The organism is Synechococcus sp. OH20 (assembly GCF_047502685.1).
Taxonomy (GTDB): domain Bacteria; phylum Cyanobacteriota; class Cyanobacteriia; order Thermostichales; family Thermostichaceae; genus Thermostichus.
On record NZ_JANSIQ010000056.1, the window covers coordinates 57665 to 74265 of the forward strand.

The 16601-nt window shown below is 60.5% G+C and carries 19 protein-coding genes; 13 read left to right on the plus strand and 6 right to left on the minus strand.

Annotation, left to right across the window (positions count from 1 at the left end; all coding sequences use genetic code 11):
• Positions 1–355: 355 nt before the first annotated feature.
• A complete protein-coding gene (locus tag NW826_RS12195) occupies positions 356–1096 on the minus strand; it encodes a hypothetical protein (protein ID WP_414332489.1) in 741 nt (246 codons plus the stop codon).
• 200 nt (positions 1097–1296) lie between these two features.
• On the opposite strand from NW826_RS12195, the gene NW826_RS12200 reads away from it, so the two are divergent.
• Together NW826_RS12200 and NW826_RS12205 are read left to right on the plus strand one after the other, a co-directional pair.
• Positions 1297–1740, plus strand: a complete 444-nt coding sequence (locus NW826_RS12200; RefSeq protein WP_414510259.1) for a rhodanese-like domain-containing protein — start codon at positions 1297–1299, stop codon at positions 1738–1740.
• 323 nt (positions 1741–2063) lie between these two features.
• The gene (locus tag NW826_RS12205; protein WP_414510260.1) at positions 2064–3863 is read left to right on the plus strand and encodes an aminopeptidase P family protein; all 1800 of its coding nucleotides are present in this window, start codon (positions 2064–2066) and stop codon (positions 3861–3863) included.
• Here the strand turns inward: NW826_RS12205 and rlmN are convergent.
• The gene (gene rlmN, locus NW826_RS12210) at positions 3837–4943 is read right to left on the minus strand and encodes a 23S rRNA (adenine(2503)-C(2))-methyltransferase RlmN (protein ID WP_414332483.1); all 1107 of its coding nucleotides are present in this window, start codon (positions 4941–4943) and stop codon (positions 3837–3839) included. The two genes, NW826_RS12205 and rlmN, sit on opposite strands and share 27 nt — an antisense overlap.
• Positions 4944–5184: 241 nt before the next feature.
• Between rlmN and NW826_RS12215 the strand changes: the two genes are divergently transcribed.
• The 5 genes from NW826_RS12215 to NW826_RS12235 all read left to right on the plus strand — a co-directional run bounded on the left by NW826_RS12215 (position 5185) and on the right by NW826_RS12235 (position 9278).
• Positions 5185–5817: a chromophore lyase CpcT/CpeT gene (locus NW826_RS12215; protein ID WP_414332481.1), complete on the plus strand. Its 633-nt coding sequence runs from the start codon at positions 5185–5187 to the stop codon at positions 5815–5817.
• A 203-nt stretch (positions 5818–6020) separates the two neighbouring features.
• On the plus strand, positions 6021–7118 hold the full coding sequence (locus NW826_RS12220; protein WP_414332479.1) for an L-threonylcarbamoyladenylate synthase: 1098 nt from the start codon (positions 6021–6023) through the stop codon (positions 7116–7118).
• On the plus strand, positions 7088–7627 hold the full coding sequence (purE, locus tag NW826_RS12225) for a 5-(carboxyamino)imidazole ribonucleotide mutase (RefSeq protein WP_414332477.1): 540 nt from the start codon (positions 7088–7090) through the stop codon (positions 7625–7627). Before NW826_RS12220 ends, purE begins: the two co-directional genes overlap by 31 nt.
• A 90-nt stretch (positions 7628–7717) precedes the next feature.
• Complete coding sequence (locus NW826_RS12230) at positions 7718–8476, plus strand: hypothetical protein (RefSeq protein WP_414510261.1); 759 nt, start codon at positions 7718–7720, stop codon at positions 8474–8476.
• Positions 8477–8603: 127 nt separating this feature from the next.
• Positions 8604–9278 (plus strand): DUF3318 domain-containing protein, encoded by a 675-nt coding sequence (locus NW826_RS12235; RefSeq protein WP_414510262.1) that lies wholly within the window; start codon positions 8604–8606, stop codon positions 9276–9278.
• A gap of 4 nt (positions 9279–9282) precedes the next feature.
• On the opposite strand, the gene NW826_RS12240 is transcribed toward NW826_RS12235, so the two are convergent.
• On the minus strand, positions 9283–10236 hold the full coding sequence (locus NW826_RS12240) for an asparaginase (protein WP_414510263.1): 954 nt from the start codon (positions 10234–10236) through the stop codon (positions 9283–9285).
• Between the two features lie 143 nt (positions 10237–10379).
• Here NW826_RS12240 and NW826_RS12245 point away from each other — a divergent pair, with 143 nt between their 5' ends.
• The 4 genes from NW826_RS12245 (at position 10380) to NW826_RS12260 (ending at position 13616) form a co-directional block, all read left to right on the plus strand.
• Positions 10380–11144 carry a sirohydrochlorin chelatase gene (locus NW826_RS12245; protein ID WP_414426636.1) on the plus strand — a complete coding sequence of 255 codons (765 nt, stop codon included), beginning with the start codon at positions 10380–10382 and terminating at the stop codon, positions 11142–11144.
• A 67-nt stretch (positions 11145–11211) separates the two neighbouring features.
• Positions 11212–11970 (plus strand): uroporphyrinogen-III C-methyltransferase, encoded by a 759-nt coding sequence (cobA, locus tag NW826_RS12250; protein WP_414332467.1) that lies wholly within the window; start codon positions 11212–11214, stop codon positions 11968–11970.
• The gene (locus NW826_RS12255) at positions 11967–12755 is read left to right on the plus strand and encodes an ABC transporter permease (protein ID WP_414337067.1); all 789 of its coding nucleotides are present in this window, start codon (positions 11967–11969) and stop codon (positions 12753–12755) included. Before cobA ends, NW826_RS12255 begins: the two co-directional genes overlap by 4 nt.
• Before the next feature lie 180 nt (positions 12756–12935).
• Complete coding sequence (locus NW826_RS12260; RefSeq protein WP_414332463.1) at positions 12936–13616, plus strand: response regulator transcription factor; 681 nt, start codon at positions 12936–12938, stop codon at positions 13614–13616.
• Here the strand turns inward: NW826_RS12260 and NW826_RS12265 are convergent.
• Positions 13602–13865 (minus strand): ParB N-terminal domain-containing protein, encoded by a 264-nt coding sequence (locus tag NW826_RS12265; protein ID WP_414332461.1) that lies wholly within the window; start codon positions 13863–13865, stop codon positions 13602–13604. The two genes, NW826_RS12260 and NW826_RS12265, sit on opposite strands and share 15 nt — an antisense overlap.
• 148 nt (positions 13866–14013) lie before the next feature.
• On the opposite strand from NW826_RS12265, the gene NW826_RS12270 reads away from it, so the two are divergent.
• Both NW826_RS12270 and NW826_RS12275 read left to right on the plus strand, forming a co-directional pair.
• Positions 14014–14403: a hypothetical protein gene (locus NW826_RS12270; protein WP_414369070.1), complete on the plus strand. Its 390-nt coding sequence runs from the start codon at positions 14014–14016 to the stop codon at positions 14401–14403.
• A 183-nt stretch (positions 14404–14586) separates the two neighbouring features.
• Complete coding sequence (locus NW826_RS12275; RefSeq protein WP_414332457.1) at positions 14587–15069, plus strand: ABA4-like family protein; 483 nt, start codon at positions 14587–14589, stop codon at positions 15067–15069.
• 56 nt (positions 15070–15125) lie between these two features.
• On the opposite strand, the gene NW826_RS12280 is transcribed toward NW826_RS12275, so the two are convergent.
• Together NW826_RS12280 and NW826_RS12285 are read right to left on the minus strand one after the other, a co-directional pair.
• Positions 15126–15632 (minus strand): hypothetical protein, encoded by a 507-nt coding sequence (locus NW826_RS12280; RefSeq protein WP_414336002.1) that lies wholly within the window; start codon positions 15630–15632, stop codon positions 15126–15128.
• Positions 15633–15695: 63 nt separating this feature from the next.
• Positions 15696–16517: an ion transporter gene (locus NW826_RS12285; RefSeq protein WP_414510264.1), complete on the minus strand. Its 822-nt coding sequence runs from the start codon at positions 16515–16517 to the stop codon at positions 15696–15698.
• Positions 16518–16601 lie beyond the last annotated feature (84 nt).

The following is a 16601-nucleotide window of genomic DNA, read 5'->3' on the forward strand; positions in this document are numbered from 1 at the left end:
AAAGATTTGTGCTAGCCTCAGGATGTTGTTGAGTAAGGGAGGTTCCTGCGGATGCCAGACAGTAGTAGTTGTAAGGGTCGTCAAGTTGGGTTCAGCCGGCTGTGCGCCGGGGCTGTTCTCTAACGGCCTGAACTCAGATCCTTAGCTTGCTGAGGAGTCTTCGCGTTCTGGCTCGCTTGGAGTTCCTCCCGGCAGTCAGGTTCCAGTTGAAGGCCCGCTAGGCCGCTCTCTCCCGGATCGCCTGTTATCTCCTAGGCGGTGGGAGAGAGCGGATAGTTTTTTGTAGGTTTTCGACGACCGCAGGGGCTTGGAGTCGATATGTCCTACAAGGCTCCCTTGAGAGACGTCGGCTCCCTCAGGGTTGAATGGTAAGACGCCGGCTCTCGACGACAAGGCCACTTTGGTTGACCAGCATCACTGAGATCCACTCAGCCCCTGCTTCTGGAGGGGCATCCGCCTGCAGGAAGAGCCCGCCCGCCTGCAGAGGTTCGAGGGCAAACGAGGTCAGATCCAGGTAGCTGGCCGCGGCCACGGGCCGCTCATCGACAGCGCCCAGCAGCAAGGACTGGGTGAGGGGTTCTGCCACAATGGCCTGCAGCGAGTAGGTGGATCCCGGCTTGACCACCTCCGGCAACTCGAAGGTGACGGTGGGAGGTGCTGAGCCGGAGGTGAGGGTGCTGGCCTCCCGCAGTACTTCTTGGTCTACGAGCAGCAGTTGTCCTGGATTGGCCGCATCCGGGCGGTAGCGGTTGCGCACCAGGGCGGAAGCCTTTACCTGAAACTCCCCCCGCGCTGAAGCTTGGGATCCCTGCACTTGGCTGGCGATCTCGGCCACGATCTCAGGGCCCACCTGCCGCCAAGAGACAATTTCCGCCGAGTAGGTCAACTGGGGATGGGCCTCCCATAGCTTGCCAATGGCCTCTTCCACCCCCTGCCGATCCAGGCCGTCGCGGTGGCGGAAGTCGGGGCTGTAGCCGGCCATCACCCCCGGCAAGTCGCGGCGGTTGGCAGCGTCCATTTGCTCCTTCAGCCACTCCACCAGGGGAGCCGGTGCCGGGGCGGAGACCTGTTTTTGGAGCCCGCTTTCCAGAGGCATGGGGGCAGCCTGGGCCGGTGCCTTGCTTGGGAAAGGGATCCCCCAGCTCAAAGTCAGAGCAAGGAACCCAAGCAGTTGGGAAAGGGTGAATCGAGAGCTCAAACTGGGGGCCTCCGGCGGCAAATCTGCCCTTAGTTTAGCTTGCTGAGGATCGAGGTTTTGAGGTTTCCGAGTCCAGGTTGGCCATGGGGGGAGCGATTTTGAGGTTTGGCGTTGCCTCACTGGATTGGGCCTGGGTTTATCCTGGGAGCTGGGTTCTCTGCGAGGTGTGCATGGCGTCCCACCACTCCCCTGCTTTCCTGGCTTTGGTTAACGAGGCCAAAAGCCGCATCCAAGAGCTCACCGTTGAACAGGTGAGGCAAAAACAACTGCAAGGGGATCCCTTCTACTTGGTTGACGTGCGGGAAGAGTCGGAGTGGCAGGCCGGCCACATTGTCGGCGCCATTCACTTAAGCAAAGGCATCATCGAGCGGGATATCGAGAAGGTGATCCCAGACAAAGAAGCAGAAATTGTCCTCTATTGTGGTGGCGGCTTTCGTTCGGCGCTGGCAGCTGACAACCTGCAAAAGATGGGCTACCGCCGCGTGATCTCCATGGACGGCGGCATCCGCGCTTGGCGAGAGGCCGGCTTTCCCGAATCCTAACCCTCACCCCCAACCCCTCTCCCTCAGGGATGACCCTCACCCCCGACCCCTCTCCCTCCGGGAGAGGGGAGTTAGAGCGGTGCGTTCGCGACGGCGTTCAATAACGAGGTAGCCAGCCGTTTCGGTGCTGGTTGGGAGAAGCAGTGCGGCAAGGGTTGCACCCGATCGCTGAAAAACGCGGCGCGGAAGCCCTTGGCTCCTACTTTGGAGTTGAGCAGCGGCCCCAGTAGCCGCTTCCTCTATGTTCCGTCTGCTTTCCCAGGGTAAAGAGAACTATATTGGTCTCTAGGGCCATCGGCCCAGATCTCCCTCTTGTCCTTGCCATGCTCCAAACCCTGCCCCGTTCGGAGATTGTCACCCGTTTGCAGCAGCTGCGCCAGCTTTTGCAGGAACAAAATCTAGATGGTTTTTGGGTGCCCTCGGCTGATGAGCACCTCAATGAGTATTTGCTGGAACATCGCAAGCGGCGGCAGTGGATTACAGGCTTTACCGGCTCGGTGGGCGATGCTCTGATCAGCCAAGACAGGGCCTGGCTGTGGGTGGATCCCCGCTACCACGAGCAGGCGGAGCGGGAGGTGGATCCCAACCTGTTTACCGTCATCAAAGGCGGCCTGCCGGATCAGCCCAGCCTGATGGAGATCGTAGAAGAGCTGGGATCCGGCTTTCGCCTAGGAGTGGATCCCTTCACGGTGTCAGTGGCCAGCTACCGGCAGTTGCAGACCCACGCCCAAGCCGGAGGAGTGCTGCTGCTGCCGGTTAGCGAAAACCCGCTGGACAAGCTGGCCAAGGAAGCTAGCCAAGCCCTTTTGCAGCAACCCATCTATCCTGTCCCTGCCCAGCTCTGCGGTGCTACTGCCAGCGACAAGCTGGCCCAGGTGCGCCAGGAGATGCGCCGCAAGCGGGTGGGATTGTTGCCCCTAACCAAGTTGGATCAGGTAGCTTGGCTGTTTAACCTGCGCGGCTCTGACATCCCCTACAACCCGGTATTCTGCGCCTACGCGCTGGTCGGCCTGGAGAGGGCTGCCCTGTTTACTGACCTGGAGCGCCTCACGCCCTCGGCTCGGCAAATGCTGGTGGAAGCCGAGGTCGAGCTCTGGCCTTACGAGGCTTACCCAGAACAGCTGCCCCAGTGGGCCAAGGGCTACGGGCCGGTGGGATTGGATCCCAAGCAAACCACTCAGGGCACGCAAGAGCTGCTGCAAGGGATCCCCTGTCGCGAGCTGGAACACCCCGTGGATCTCCTCAAGGCGGTAAAAAACCCCACCGAGCTGGAGCAGATGCGGCTGGCCAACCGCAAGGCCAGCCGGGCCAAGATCCGCACCCTGGCCTGGATTGACCGGCAAATTCAAGCGGGGATCCCCATCAGCGAAGCCGATGTGGCGGCCACCATGGAGGCCCACTACCGCGAGGAAGGGGATTGGGTGGGCCTGAGCTTTAACACCATCGCCGGGGCCGGCGCCAACAGCTCCATTGTCCACTACGGCACCCCCGATCCCCAGAAGTTCTTGCAGCCAGGCGAGTTGTTTTTGTTGGATTCGGGATCCCACTACCTGGGGGGCACCACCGACGCTACCCGCACCATCTGGATTGGCTCGCAACCGGCGGATCCCCTGTGCCAGCGGCGCTATACCGAGGTGCTGAAAGCCCACATCCAGTGCGCCCGCCAGATCTTTCCCCCCGATACCTACGGCGTCTCCTTGGACGGCATTGCCCGCTCCAGCCTCTGGCAGGCAGGGCTGGACTACGGCCACGGCACCGGCCACGGCGTCGGCGCCTTCTTGAACGTCCACGAGGGGCCCAACGGGATCCACCGCCGCGCCAGCACCCCCTTCAAGGTGGGTATGATCACCAGCATCGAGCCGGGCTACTACCAGCCGGGGTGGGGTGGGATCCGCCTGGAGAATCTCTACGAGGTGATCCCCATCCCGGAGCCGGAGGGCTGGATGGGCTTTCGTTCCCTGACTTGGATCCCTTTTGATGGGCGCCTGATCGACTGGGATCTCTTAGACGAGGCGCAACGGGCTTGGCTTGATGAGTATCACCGGCAGGTCTATGCCATCCACCACGCCACCTTGTCAGAACAGGATGCCGCCTGGTTAAAGCGCGCCTGTGGACTCAGTTGATGTACTCGCGCAAGCGTTGCCCGGCAAATCCCGTGGCAAAGAGCGCAGAAAGGATCCCCGCAGTTGGCCGCAGGCGGCATTGCCATCCAAGCCACGGGTTTGGCGCACACTGGCCTGCACCTGGTGCTCTTCAAGCTGGCGGACAAACGCCTCGACTCGTGCGGGATGGGGGCGTTGATAGTCGGCTTCCGAGATGGGGTTGTAGGGGATCAAGTTCACGTGCAGTTGCACCCCTGACCGGCTGGCCTGCTGCAACAAGTGCGCCAGTTGGCGGGCATGAATGGGCAGATCGTTCACCCCAGACAGCAGGGTATATTCAAAGCTGACTCGCCGCCCGGTGCGCCGCATGTAGTCGCGGCAATCCTGGATCAGAGCCTCCAAAGGGTAGTGGGTTGCCGCAGGGATCAACCGCTGCCGCAGCTCTTGATTGGGGGCATGCAGGCTGACCGCCAGAGTAATTTGCAGATCCTGCTGCGCCAGCCAGGCAATTTGCCGAGGTACACCCACCGTCGAGAGGGTGATGTGCCGTTGGCCGATGCCGATATCTTGGTTTAGGCTGCGGATGGCTTGCACCACCGTATCGCGGTTGAGCAGCGGTTCCCCCATGCCCATAAAAACCACGTGGCTGACACGACGGCCAAAATCTTCCTGCACCGTCAGCACCTGATCCAAAATCTCGTGCAGCTCCAGGTTGCGCCGGTAGCCCATCTTGCCGGTGGCACAGAAATCGCAAGCCATGGGGCAGCCCACCTGAGAAGAGACACAGACCGTCAGACGCTTGGCCGTTGGGATCCCGACCGTTTCGATCAACTGCCCATCCGCCAGCCCCAGCAGAAACTTCACAGTGCCATCGCGGGCCTCTGTCCGTTGCACAATGCGCGAGCGCCCCACCGGGTAGTTTTGCACCGCCTCCCGCCAAGCTTTGGGAAACACCGTCACCTGTTCGAGGGAGCGGATCCCTTTTTGGTAGATCCAAGTGTGCAGTTGTTGCCCGCGATAGGCCGGCTGTCCTTGGGCAACTGCCCAGTCTTTCAGGGCAGATAAGGATTGCCCCAGCAGAGGAGTGGGTAGGGCCGACATCAGTCCATCTCAAACGAGCTCTCAAAAGGTGGTCTGGCTCCTCCACTCTAGCCTGTTCCCGTGACCCGACCCCCTTCCCACCAGCGCGTCGATGAGGTGGTTCCCTCTTGCCCAAAAGTACTAGAGTGGATTTCTGTAGAGCGTGTTGTAGAGGATCCGAAACAGTAAGGACTACGTCCCGCTGACGCGAAAGAGAGCCCTCGATCTGCATCTTTTGAACCCATTAAACCCATCTAAACCTATGTCTGTCTCCCCGCAACTGGCTCGACTGGCCACCTGGATGGCAGGCCACTTCAATAACCTACAACAGGCGATCGCCGAGCCCGTCTGGTTCGCCAATATTCATGTGTACCAATGCCCCTTGCCTTGGTCGGTGTTGCAGGGGGTGGGGTTTTATGTGGAGCAACTGTACGATATTTACCCTGAACAGCCCTACCGGCAGCGGGTGATCCACCTCTTCGAGACCTCAGAAGGGATCCGGATTCAAAATTATGCGCTGACGGCTCCTGACTCCTACAAGTGTGCCGGTCGAGAGTTGCAGAAATTGGCCAGCCTGACAGCAGCCGAGTTGGAACTCTTGCCCGGCTGCATTACTCAGGTGGAATGGACGGGATCCTGCTATCGGGGCCGCAGCGTGCCCGGCAAAGGCTGTATTGTCGAACGCAAAGGCAGAACCACCTACCTGTACAGCGAATTTGAGATCGGGGCCGACTACTTTCACAGCTTAGACCAAGGGCGGGATCCCCAGACCGATCAAGTGATCTGGGGATCCCTGTCGGGGCCTTTTCGGTTTGTCAAAAAACAGGATTTTTCCGGGTACCTGCCGCAGTGGGCTGAGGAGCTGAACCATAAAGCTGTTGGAGCGACTGGTTGAGCGGCTGCAGGCGCTGAGGATCCCGTTCCCCCCGCCGGAGCTCTCGGCAAGAGCTGGTCTGGCTAACCCTGCGGCTACTGCCGGCTTCTTGGGCTCTGGAGCCATGGGGGCAGTGATGGCAGCTTTGGATCGGGCTCGTGTGAGCGTTGAAAGTAGCAACAAAATGGATCTGTCCTAGCCCTTGCCCCCAATCCAACTCATGGATGGAAACGGAAATTCTCTCTCCCACCTCTGAACACATTGCCGTAGCGGCTGCCGCCTTGCGACAGGGCCAGTTGGTGGCCATGCCCACGGAGACGGTCTATGGCTTGGCAGGCAATGGCTTGGATGAGCAGGCGGTGGCGAGTATTTTTGCCGCCAAGGAGCGTCCCCGCTTCGATCCCCTGATCCTACATCTACCGGCTGGGGTGACCCTAGAAGAATTGCAGGGATGGCTGGTGGATGTATCGGCTTTTACTCCCACCGCCCGCGCCTGGCTGGGATCCCTGATCGACACCTTTTGGCCGGGGCCTCTGACCCTGGTGCTGCCCAAGTGCCCCACTGTGCCGGATCTGGTGAGCAGTGGGTTGCCCACCGTTGCCCTGCGGGTGCCCGCTCACCCGGTGGCTCAAGCCTTGCTGCAGGCAGTACAAACCCCTCTGGCCGCTCCCAGTGCCAACCGCTTTGGTCGCATCAGCCCCACCTCAGCCCAAGCGGTTGCTGCAGAGCTGGGCGGGCGGATCCCCTACATCTTGGATGGGGGAGCGTGTGCCGTGGGCCTGGAATCCACCGTGCTTAAGCTCAGCCCGGAAGGGATCCCGACGCTGCTGCGCCCAGGGGGGATCCCGCTGGAAGCCCTGGAGGCCCACCTGGGCCTACCCATCCACTTGGCCCCGGAACAGGCCCCTGGAGTGCCGGAGGCGCCGGGACGGCTGAGCAGCCACTATGCCCCTGGCAAGCCCCTCTGGCTTTTGCCCACCGCCTTTGCCCAGCTTCAGCCCGGCGATTGGCAACAGATACAGCACCTGGCGACCGGTCATTCCCACCTGGGCATCCTCAGTTTTGCCGCGGATCCCCAGGCTTTGCTAAACCACCTCTCCCGCCACTGGCCAGGAGTTCTTTTCAGTGTGGAATGCTTGGGCTCGGATCCCAACACAGCCGCCCGCGCCCTCTTTGCCAGTTTGCGCCGTCTGGATGAAGGGGATGCCACGCTCCTGTTGGCAGAACCCCCACCCCTCTCGACGGGGTTGGGCTATGCGATGATGGATCGGCTACACCGGGCCAGCAGCCTATGGAACCCTCCCCTCTCGTGGCCATCCTAATGGGCAGCGACTCCGATCTGCCCACCCTTGCACCCGCCGCCCAGGTGTGCGAGGAGTTTGGGATCCCTTACCAGATGCAGATCCTCAGTGCCCACCGTACCCCGGAGGCGATGGTGGAGTTTGCCCGCCGCGCCCATACCCAAGGGATCCGCGTCATCATCGCCGGGGCAGGTGGGGCAGCCCATCTGCCGGGAATGGTGGCCTCCCTCACCCCCCTGCCGGTGATCGGGGTGCCGGTGCTCAGCCAACCTCTGCAGGGGATAGACTCGCTGTACTCAATTGTGCAAATGCCCAAAGGGATCCCGGTGGCCACGGTGGCCATTGGCAACGGCCACAATGCGGGTCTGTTGGCGGTGCAGATCTTGGCCAGTGGGGATGCCGACCTGCTGCGGCGGGTGATCGCTTACCGGGAAAGCCTCAAACAGACGGTACAGCAGAAAAATGCCCAGTTGCAAACCCAAGGGTGGAAAATCTATCTCGGTCGTCTCGGCGAAACGCAACCAGCATAATTTATTAGTTATTAGTAGTTAGAAAAAAGCGTCTACATCTTGCCACCTTACAGAAGGCCGGATGGGAAAAAGTTTTGGGAGTAGCCAGCGGTGAAACATCAATCGGGTCGCCCCTCTACCGGCCAGGGATCCTGGCCAGAGTATCTGCAGCGGGTGGGGCGTGGGGCAATGGAGACGGGATCCCAAGTGGCGCTGTGGATCCTAGCGGGGCCGCAATGGCGGGTTTTGGCCCTGTCGAGCTTGGCCTTGGCGGGGCTGGCCTTTTGGAATGGGCGGCTGGCCCTCTCTCTGGGAGTGGGCACCTCGGTCATGTTGGGGCTCTACGGGGTGCGCAGCCCCGAGTTCAGCCGCCGCTGGCAGGAGTGGCAAGCCTGGTTGCGACAGGCGGATCGCTCGCTTTTGCTGGCGATTGGCGCGGGGGCAGCCGCCACCTTCGGCACCTACACCCTCGTTTCCATCTGGGCGGAATCCAACCAGCGTTGGCTGACCACCGGCGCTATTTTGCAGGGATTGGCCACGCTGGCGTTGTTATCGTTGCTGTTTGGGGAGTGGCTCAGCCGCCGACAAGAGCGGCAGCGTTCTCAACTGGAGCGCCATCTCAGCGACATTGCCTCTCCCGACGCCTTCAAACGGCTGGCAGGGGTTCGCCGCTTGCAGAGTTTAATGGGTCACCTGGAGCCCGAGCAAACCCGTCTGGCAGTGGATTATCTGCGGCTGGCCCTCGACCAAGAGACGGTAGCCGTTGTGCGGGAAGCCCTGCTGGAAGCCCTGCAAGGATGGGGGATCCTGCGCCGCCTCAACGATTTGACGGATCTCAAACACCCCAGCCGGGATCCCTCCTCAAACTAGGACGACAGCTGCCCCGGCCCTCCCGCCAAAAGGCTTCCCTTGGAGCTAGCCTGCAAGGAAGGCTAGGATCCCTTACTATGTATGAGTAATGATCTCCAACCGCTCCTCATAACCGCACCCTGCCAGCATGTACACCATTTCCGACTTTGACCGCCTGATCCAGTTTCTCCCGGTGGAGATCCGACCCGAGGTGCAGATCGAGATCGGCACCCCTGACCAATCTCGGGTTGTGCAGCCGCTCTGGCGCTTTCCCTGGCAAAAGTACACCCGCTTCGCCATCGACCTCAGCCGCTGGCAAAAGCTGAACCCTGACCAACAAAAGATTTATTTTCTACGGGAGGCGGTGATGGCCACCGAGCTGGCCTTGGGGGATAACTGGTCGGCCCTGTTGCTGTATCCCGCCTTGATCGGGGCCGGCAGCATGGGCATTTTGGTGGAGCTACAAATGGGGGATAACCTCGGCGTGGGCCTGGCAGCCGGCTTGGCGGCATCGGCGGTGTTTCTGCTGCGTAAAGCAGAGAAAGGCCAGAAGGCCCAGGTGGCAGCCGACGAGTTTGCCGTGCGCTATGCCTCCCAAAATGGCTACAGCCCCGAACAGGCGGCTGCCATTTTGCTGAGCGCGCTGCAGCAGGTGGCTATCCTGGAAGAGCGCGTTAAGGATGACTACGACACCATCATGCGCCGCCGCAACCTGGAGTTTTTGGCGCAGCGGGGCCTGGGCTCCGGCACCCTGACCATCAATCCCAAGTACCGCAACAAGGGCCAAGGCCCCAACCCCTACCAAAATCCCTTTCAGCGCTGAGGGCTCAGGGCATGCGCAGCTCCCCTTCCACCTCCAGGCGGGTGTAAGGGCCGACGGCGAGGAAGCGCTCCCCTAGCATTTCGGCAGCGGCAGGTTGGATCCAGCCCATGCGCTGCAGCAGATGCAAAGCCAAGGCATATTTGGCCCGCGCGGCCCCATCCTGTACCTTGATGGCCAGGCCCATCCCCTCTCCGACGCGCCCAATGCACTGGATCCCTTCGGCGCCGGACTTGCTGACCAGCTCTCCCTGGGTAGCCCGCATCAATTCTGTGTCGAAACATCCCTGTCCGGCCACCATTTCCGGGTGGTGGGTCATGGCGCGGGCGATGGCCTCCAAGTCGGGCCGCTCGCCGGCAGTCAGTTGGGCAAATAGAGAGGCCAAATGGTTCAGTTGCAGTTGGTAGGTGGGCACGCCGCAGTCATCGCGGGCAAACAAAAACTCTTCCGAGGGCATCTGCAATAGATCCGCCAACTTAGCCCGCACCAGGGCCTGAACGGGGTGTTGCCGCTGGGCGTAGTCCGGCAGGATCCAGTTCTGGGCGCGGCTTGCTAGCAGCATGCCAGCATGCTTGCCGGAGCAGTTGTGGCACAGGGGGCTGGGCTTGCCGGGTGGGGTGGGGCAGACCAGCAGCTCGGGAGACAGATCGGCGCGCCAGAGCATGCTGAACACCTGCCGCGCATGGGCCGTGGTGCCCTGATGGGATCCGCACATAATGGCGATATCCTTCTCGCTGAGGCGGTAGCGCTCGCGGATGCCGGTGGAGAGCATGGCCAGCGCTTGGAAAGGTTTGAGCGCAGAACGGGCAAAAACAGGGGTGGTGCTGTTGCCAGCCATGGCCAGGGAGCGCCCGCGGCTATCGGCCACGACCGCTTGGCAATGATGGATAGATTCGGTCAACCCTTCCCGCAAAACATGGATCAACAGTTCGGGGGTGGTGGAACGATTCTCAAATGACATGAAATCCTGGGAAAGGGCCGACGAGTCTGAAAAAAGGATGTGTACTTTAATCAAATCATACGCGCAGATCCGGCGCGAGACGTTGCCGGAACCTTTCTAAGTAGCAAAATAGAACAGTTGCCTCTGGATCCCTGACTTCTGCCATGTCCTCAGCTCCACTGGTGTTTTTGGTTTGTCACGGCAGCCGGGATCCGGAATACCAACAGGCGGCGGCGGATTTGCTGGCCCGGGTGCGGCAGCGGCTGGCTCCTCAGCCGGTGGAGCTGGCCCAGTTGGAAGGTCAGCCCCTGACCTTGGCAGAGCAGATTCACAGACAATTGGCCTCCTGTCTGGATAGAGTCGATGGGCCGGTGGTGCTGCTGTCGCTGTTTATGGGCGGGGGATCCCATGTGGAGGAGGATCTGCCGGCTGCGGTGGAGCAGGTTCAAGCTCGCTGGCCGCGCCTGCAGTTGCTGCTGACGCCCCCCATCGGCCAGCACCCGGCCCTGCTCGATTTGGTGGCGGCTCGCGTGGTTGCGGCGCAGCGGTTGGGGGAACTGACCCACGGCTGGATCCTATTTGGCCATGGCAGCCGCCTGCCGGGATTTGCCGCCCAGCTCCAGGCCGGGATCCAAGCTCTGGAACAGCGCCTGCCCGGAATCCCCATCCACCTGGCTTTTGCCGCCCAGCCCCCCACCCTGGAAGCGGCTGTAATCCATTGCCTGCGTCTGAGCCAGTATCGCCTGCGGGTGCTGCCGTTTTTTCTTTTTCCGGGCGGTCTGCTGCGCGCTTTACAAGAACAAGCTCAGCGGCTACAGCGAGAATGGCCCTTGCTGCAGATTACGGTGGAGCCGCCCCTCTGGCGGGATCCCCAGGTGGTACAGGCCATCCAGGAGACCCTGCAGACGGCCTGTCTGACCGGGAAGTAGGGTTGGTTGGTCAAAACTGTCCTGTTCCAGCAGAATAGATATTTCCGACAAGCTATTGGGATTTGAGATGGGCAAAGTGTATCTGGTGGGGGCAGGGCCTGGGGATCCGGGACTGCTGACGGTCAAGGGCAAAGCGCTGCTCGCCCATGCGGACGTGGTCATCTACGATGCCCTGGTGGGATCCCCCATTTTGGATCTGATCCCACCCACAGCAGAACGAATCTACGCCGGCAAACACTGCGGCGCCCATACCCTCCCGCAGGAGCAAATCACCGCCTTGCTGATCGAGAAAGCCCAGACGGCAGCCGTGGTGGTGCGCCTCAAGGGCGGGGATCCCTTCATCTTCGGGCGGGGGGGCGAGGAGATGCTGGCCCTGGTCCAGGCCGGGATCCCGGTGGAAGTGGTGCCGGGAATTACGGCGGGCATGGCCGCCAGCGCCTATGCTGGGATCCCACTCACCCATCGCGACCTCAGCTCCTCGGTTGCCTTCGTAACCGGCCATGAGGCAGTAGGGAAATACCGCCCCCAGGTCAATTGGCGTGCCCTAGCCGAGGCCGTAGAAACCTTGGTGATCTACATGGGTATGCACAACCTCGGCCACATCGCCGCCGAATTGTTGGCCGGCGGCAAAGCTCCCGACACCCCCGTTGCCCTGATCCGCTGGGGCACCACCCCGGAACAAGAGATTCATCTGCTCCGCTTGGAGACTCTAGCCGGTCAGCCCTCGCCTGTAGCACCGCCCGCCATTGTCGTGGTGGGAGCGGTGGTCAATCTGGCCGGCCTGTTGCCCACTCTATGTCCGCTTGCCCCTTCAGAGCCTCAATGAACGCCTTTTTTCGCAAGCTGAGGGCGCTCTTTGCCGCCTACTACGCCTACATGCTGGAGTACCGGGCGGAGCTGATCCTGTGGGTGTTGGCCGGATCCCTGCCCTTGATCATGATGGGGCTCTGGAGCGAAGCCGCCCGTTCAGGAGATTTCTCGCTCTCTTCCCTGGAGTTCAGCCGCTATTTTCTGGCCGTGTTCCTGGTGCGCCAGTTCAGCATCACCTGGGTAATCTGGGACTTTGAGCGGGAGGTCGTCGAAGGCAAGTTATCGCCGCGTCTGTTGCAGCCTCTGGATCCCGCTTGGCACCACGTCGCCAGCCACCTGATGGAGCGCCTGGCCCGCCTCCCCTTTACCGTGGCTTTGATTGCCCTCTTTTTTCTGCTCTACCCCCGTGCTTTTTGGATCCCGTCTTGGCAACAGGTGGCACTGGGATCCCTGGCCATTCTGTTGGCTTTTGCCCTGCGCTTTCTTATGCAGTACACCCTGGCGCTGCTGGCCTTTTGGGTGGAGCGAATATCGGCTCTGGAGCAGCTTCATTTCTTGGTGTACCTGTTTTTGTCGGGGGTGATCGCCCCTCTGGAGGTGTTTCCACCGGCGGTGCGCCAGGTCTTGGCCTGGACGCCCTTTCCCTACTTGGTACATTTTCCCGCCGGCCTCTGGGTGGGGATCCCGCAAGATATCCCGCGCGGTTTTGCCATGGGCCTGGCCTGGCTGGGGCTGTTTTGGCTGGTCAATCGCTGGCTGTGGCGCAAGGGTTTGCAACGCTACTCCGGGATGGGAGCCTAAACAAACCTATTTCCCAGTCCGCCTGAGCCGGCAGCAAGACTGCTTCTGGAACGACTATTATGGGGCAGGGGTTAGTTGATCGCCAGCATCCTATCTGGACTTAAACTTGCGGCAAGAGGTGAATAGCGCCCTCAGATCATCTCTTTAGTTATTCCTCAACAGCCTCTCCCCCTAGTCATCATGAAGCGCGTATTGGTCGTAGATGACGATCCCCTCTCTTTAAAGGTGCTGAGCCGCCACTTGACTCAGCACGGCTATCGGGTTTGTACGGGCACTTCGGGTGTAGAAGGGCTGCGCCTGTTTGCCCAAGAGCAGCCGGATGTGGTGGTGTCGGATGTGGTGATGCCGGAAATGGATGGCTTCGAGTTTTGCCGGCAACTGCGGCAACAGCGGGGCGGCGAACTCGTCCCCTTTATCTTTCTCTCCTCTCGCAGCGAGTTGGACGACCGCGTTCAGGGCTACGAGTGGGGAGCCGACGACTACATCATCAAGCCCTTCGAGCCGCTGGAGCTGGTGGCCAAGATCGAGGCGCAAATCGAACGATCCCGCCGCACCCAGTTGGAGATTCTGCGCCTGATCCAGCAGCAAACCCAGGCCAAAGCCGAAACTGCCCCCCGTCCCACCTTGGCAGATCTTCCCCTTACCCCTGCTGAGGAGCGGGTGTTCCGGGAAGTGATCCGCGGCCTCACCAACAAGCAAATCGGCGAGAAGCTGTTCATCAGCCCGCGCACTGTGCAAACTCACCTGACCAACATCCTCAGCAAGCTTTCTCTGGAAAATCGCTCGCAACTGGTGCGCTTTGCCTATGAGCGAGGCTACAGCGCCCAAGAGGAGCCGGACTCTCTTTCAGGCCAGGTGTAGCTGCAAAACAGAACGCGGCGCCTTGCGCACCCGACAGGGGATCCGCTCCTTGCCCAAGCGGACAAATGCCTCGTAGCGGTGGCAGCCGGAGAACCCATAGTATTCTCCCTCCACTTCCAAAACTTCGATCGGCTCCTGCAGCCCGATTGCTTCGATGGAAGCCATCAGCGCCCGCACTTTCTCCGGATCCGTCTGCCGCGGCAAGGGGCGACGAATTTGGGCCAGGGGAATCTCGCGAATGTGCGCCATGGTGAATTTTCTCCCTAGGTAAGCTCCTTAATCATACTCATTATGACTTTGCTCTAGCAAGGCTTGCAGAGGGAGTGGATTCTCAGGTCAGAGCATGGCAGGATAGCACCATTCCTCACTGCCCTTTCGCTCAGGAGCCAACTTAGCCATGTGGCAACTCCTCCAAGCTTTCTGGGGAAAGATCGCTGGCCAAGCTCCCCCCGTACCCCCTGGCAAGGCCCCCCAAACCCCCCCTGGCGAGATGCCGCTGCAGCCACCTTCTCCCCGCCCAGCAGAAGCCTCTCAGCCCACGCCGGAACCTTCCACTCCAGCAGTAGCTGGGCAAGGTGGGGAAGCAGCAGTGTTGATCTCTTCTCAGGAGCAATCCCCGGACTCTAATGCAGTGGAATTTCCCCTGGGCACCTCTACGGCCAAAAGCATCGGCAGCTTCTGGGCCATGGCCGATACGGGATCCCGGATTTCCCGCATTGCTTCCGCCACCGACAGTGGCCGTGCGATCAGTGCCATTGCAACTGCCAGACTGCGCCAGCCGGAATAGAAGCTGGGATCCCTTTGGGGAAAGCAGCGTCTGCCTGGCTGTGACCCGTCTGGGCTCAAGGCAAGGTTCAAGAGTGCCCCGCCTTTTTGTCTGCTCCAGAGCCTGGGTTTCCAAAATGGAGCTCAACAACACCATCGTTGCAAACATGTGAAGACATTTTCCAAGCGTCAGGAGTTGCTGGATATGCTGGAGACCCTCTTCAACGCGGCCAATTGGTTTGCTTTGCCTTTTTGGGCTTTGATGATCCTGCTGCCGGGCTGGAAAGTGACCCGTAGGGTGATGGAGTCGCTTTTGCCCATTGCCCTTTTGGCAACAGTTTATCTCTATCTTCTGGTTACCGGATTTAACGCCAATGCTCTCCAGGAGTTTTCCAATCCTCAGCTATCTCTGAACAGCCTGACTTCTCTATTCAGCCAGCCCTCGGTCATGGCGACGGGATGGGTTCACTACATTGTGATGGATCTATTTGTGGGCCGCTGGATCTTCTTGGAAGGCTGGGAAAAGCGAGTTTGGACAACTCACTCTCTGCTTTTGTGCTTGTTTGCTGGGCCGGTGGGTTTGCTCTCCCATCTGCTCACAGTGACCGTGGTGCAAGGGATCCGAAAGGGCCGGCCTGGGGTTGTTGGCTCGGATCAAAGCGCAGAAGTGCCGCAAGAATCCTCTTAACTCTTGCCTAATGCCTCTGAGCACCTGGATCCTATCGGCAGCCTTCCCCAATTGGACTAACGGCGGGTGCGGGATCGAGTCAGCCTTCGGATGGCTTTCGCCGCGCGATAGGTGGCCCAGATCAGGTGAACGAACAGGGCCAGCACCACCATCGCCACTGCCGCCGCCCCAACGTTGCCCAGCCAGCCCCACTCCTCTAGCCCCGTCAGGGCCACCAAGGCCCAAGAGGCAGGGTGCAGCATTCCCCCCAAAAGAAGAATCTGGGAAAACAGGTGCCCGGCTGTGAAGCGGGATCCCAGCGTCACCAGGGCCAGCCCGCCGCCGATGTTGATCAGCCCCATATTGCCCAAAAAGGCGTAGCAGATGTGCCAGGCGTACTTTTGTTTGGGCACCTCTTGCCAGGAAAGGGGCTCGGCAGGGATCCCTGGCAAATCTTGCGGAGCGGGCAGCAGCGGCTGAACCTGGCCGAGGATCCAGCCGAGAGCAATGGCGGCGACCAGCATCGCCACTCCCGCCTTCACATTTAACTTGCCGGGGATGGTTAGCTCAGGGTGGGCCCACATCGCCGATCCTCCGCCCAATCTGTCCTAGCCTATCCTGTCTTTGCCCCCCATTGGCCAACGGCCTCAATCCGTGGGATAGAGCGGCGTGCCACAGTGCTTACAAAACTGGGCATCCTCATCGTGCTGGGAGAGGCCACAGCCTGGGCAGGCCCACTGCACCGAGGTGCTGCTTTTCACCAGTTGCTTGATCAGCTCTCCCACCTGCCAAGGGATCAGGGCAACACCGGTCAAGATCATCAGCACCGTCAACAGCCGGCCCAGCTCAGAGGTGGGGGTGAGATCCCCAAACCCGACCGTGGTCATGGTGACAACAGAAAAGTAGAAAGCATCCAAAAAGGTGGCAAAAGCGCCGGGATTGACCGGATGTTCCACCTGGTAGATGAGGCCAGAGTAGACAAAGACAATCGCAAAGAGAGTAAAAAGGATGCGCAACAAGATGCGGGTGTCAGCGGAGATTACCTGACCAAATAGGGTCTTGCCCTCCACCAGGCGCAGCAGCCGCAAGATGCGGAACCAGCGCAAGAGGCGGATAAAGCGAATATCCGTCAGCCCGGCAAAAAAAGGCAAAATCGCCAGCAAGTCAATCAGCGAATAGAGACTAAAGAGGTAGCGCAGCTTTTGCGGAGCCGCTGCCCAGCGCAGCAGATACTCCACCACAAACAGGCCGAGGATGAGGCGATCCAACCGCTCCAGCCCAAGGCGCACCTGGGGAGAAATGGGGTAGGTCTGTACCACAAAAAAGGCAGACGAACAAAGAACCAACCCCGCCACCAGCCAGTTCACCCAGCGGCTTTCAGGAGTGTCTTGATCCCCCCAATACCGCTGGAGGAGGCCAGCAGGGACAAGCTCGGCTTGAGGGGGGGCCTGGGAGGGTAGGGTGGTCACAAACGGGATCCAGTTGGGAGAGATCGAGAGAGTTTCCTTTGAGCGCCTATTGGGCGTACCTTGACTAGGGTAATGGAAACTGGT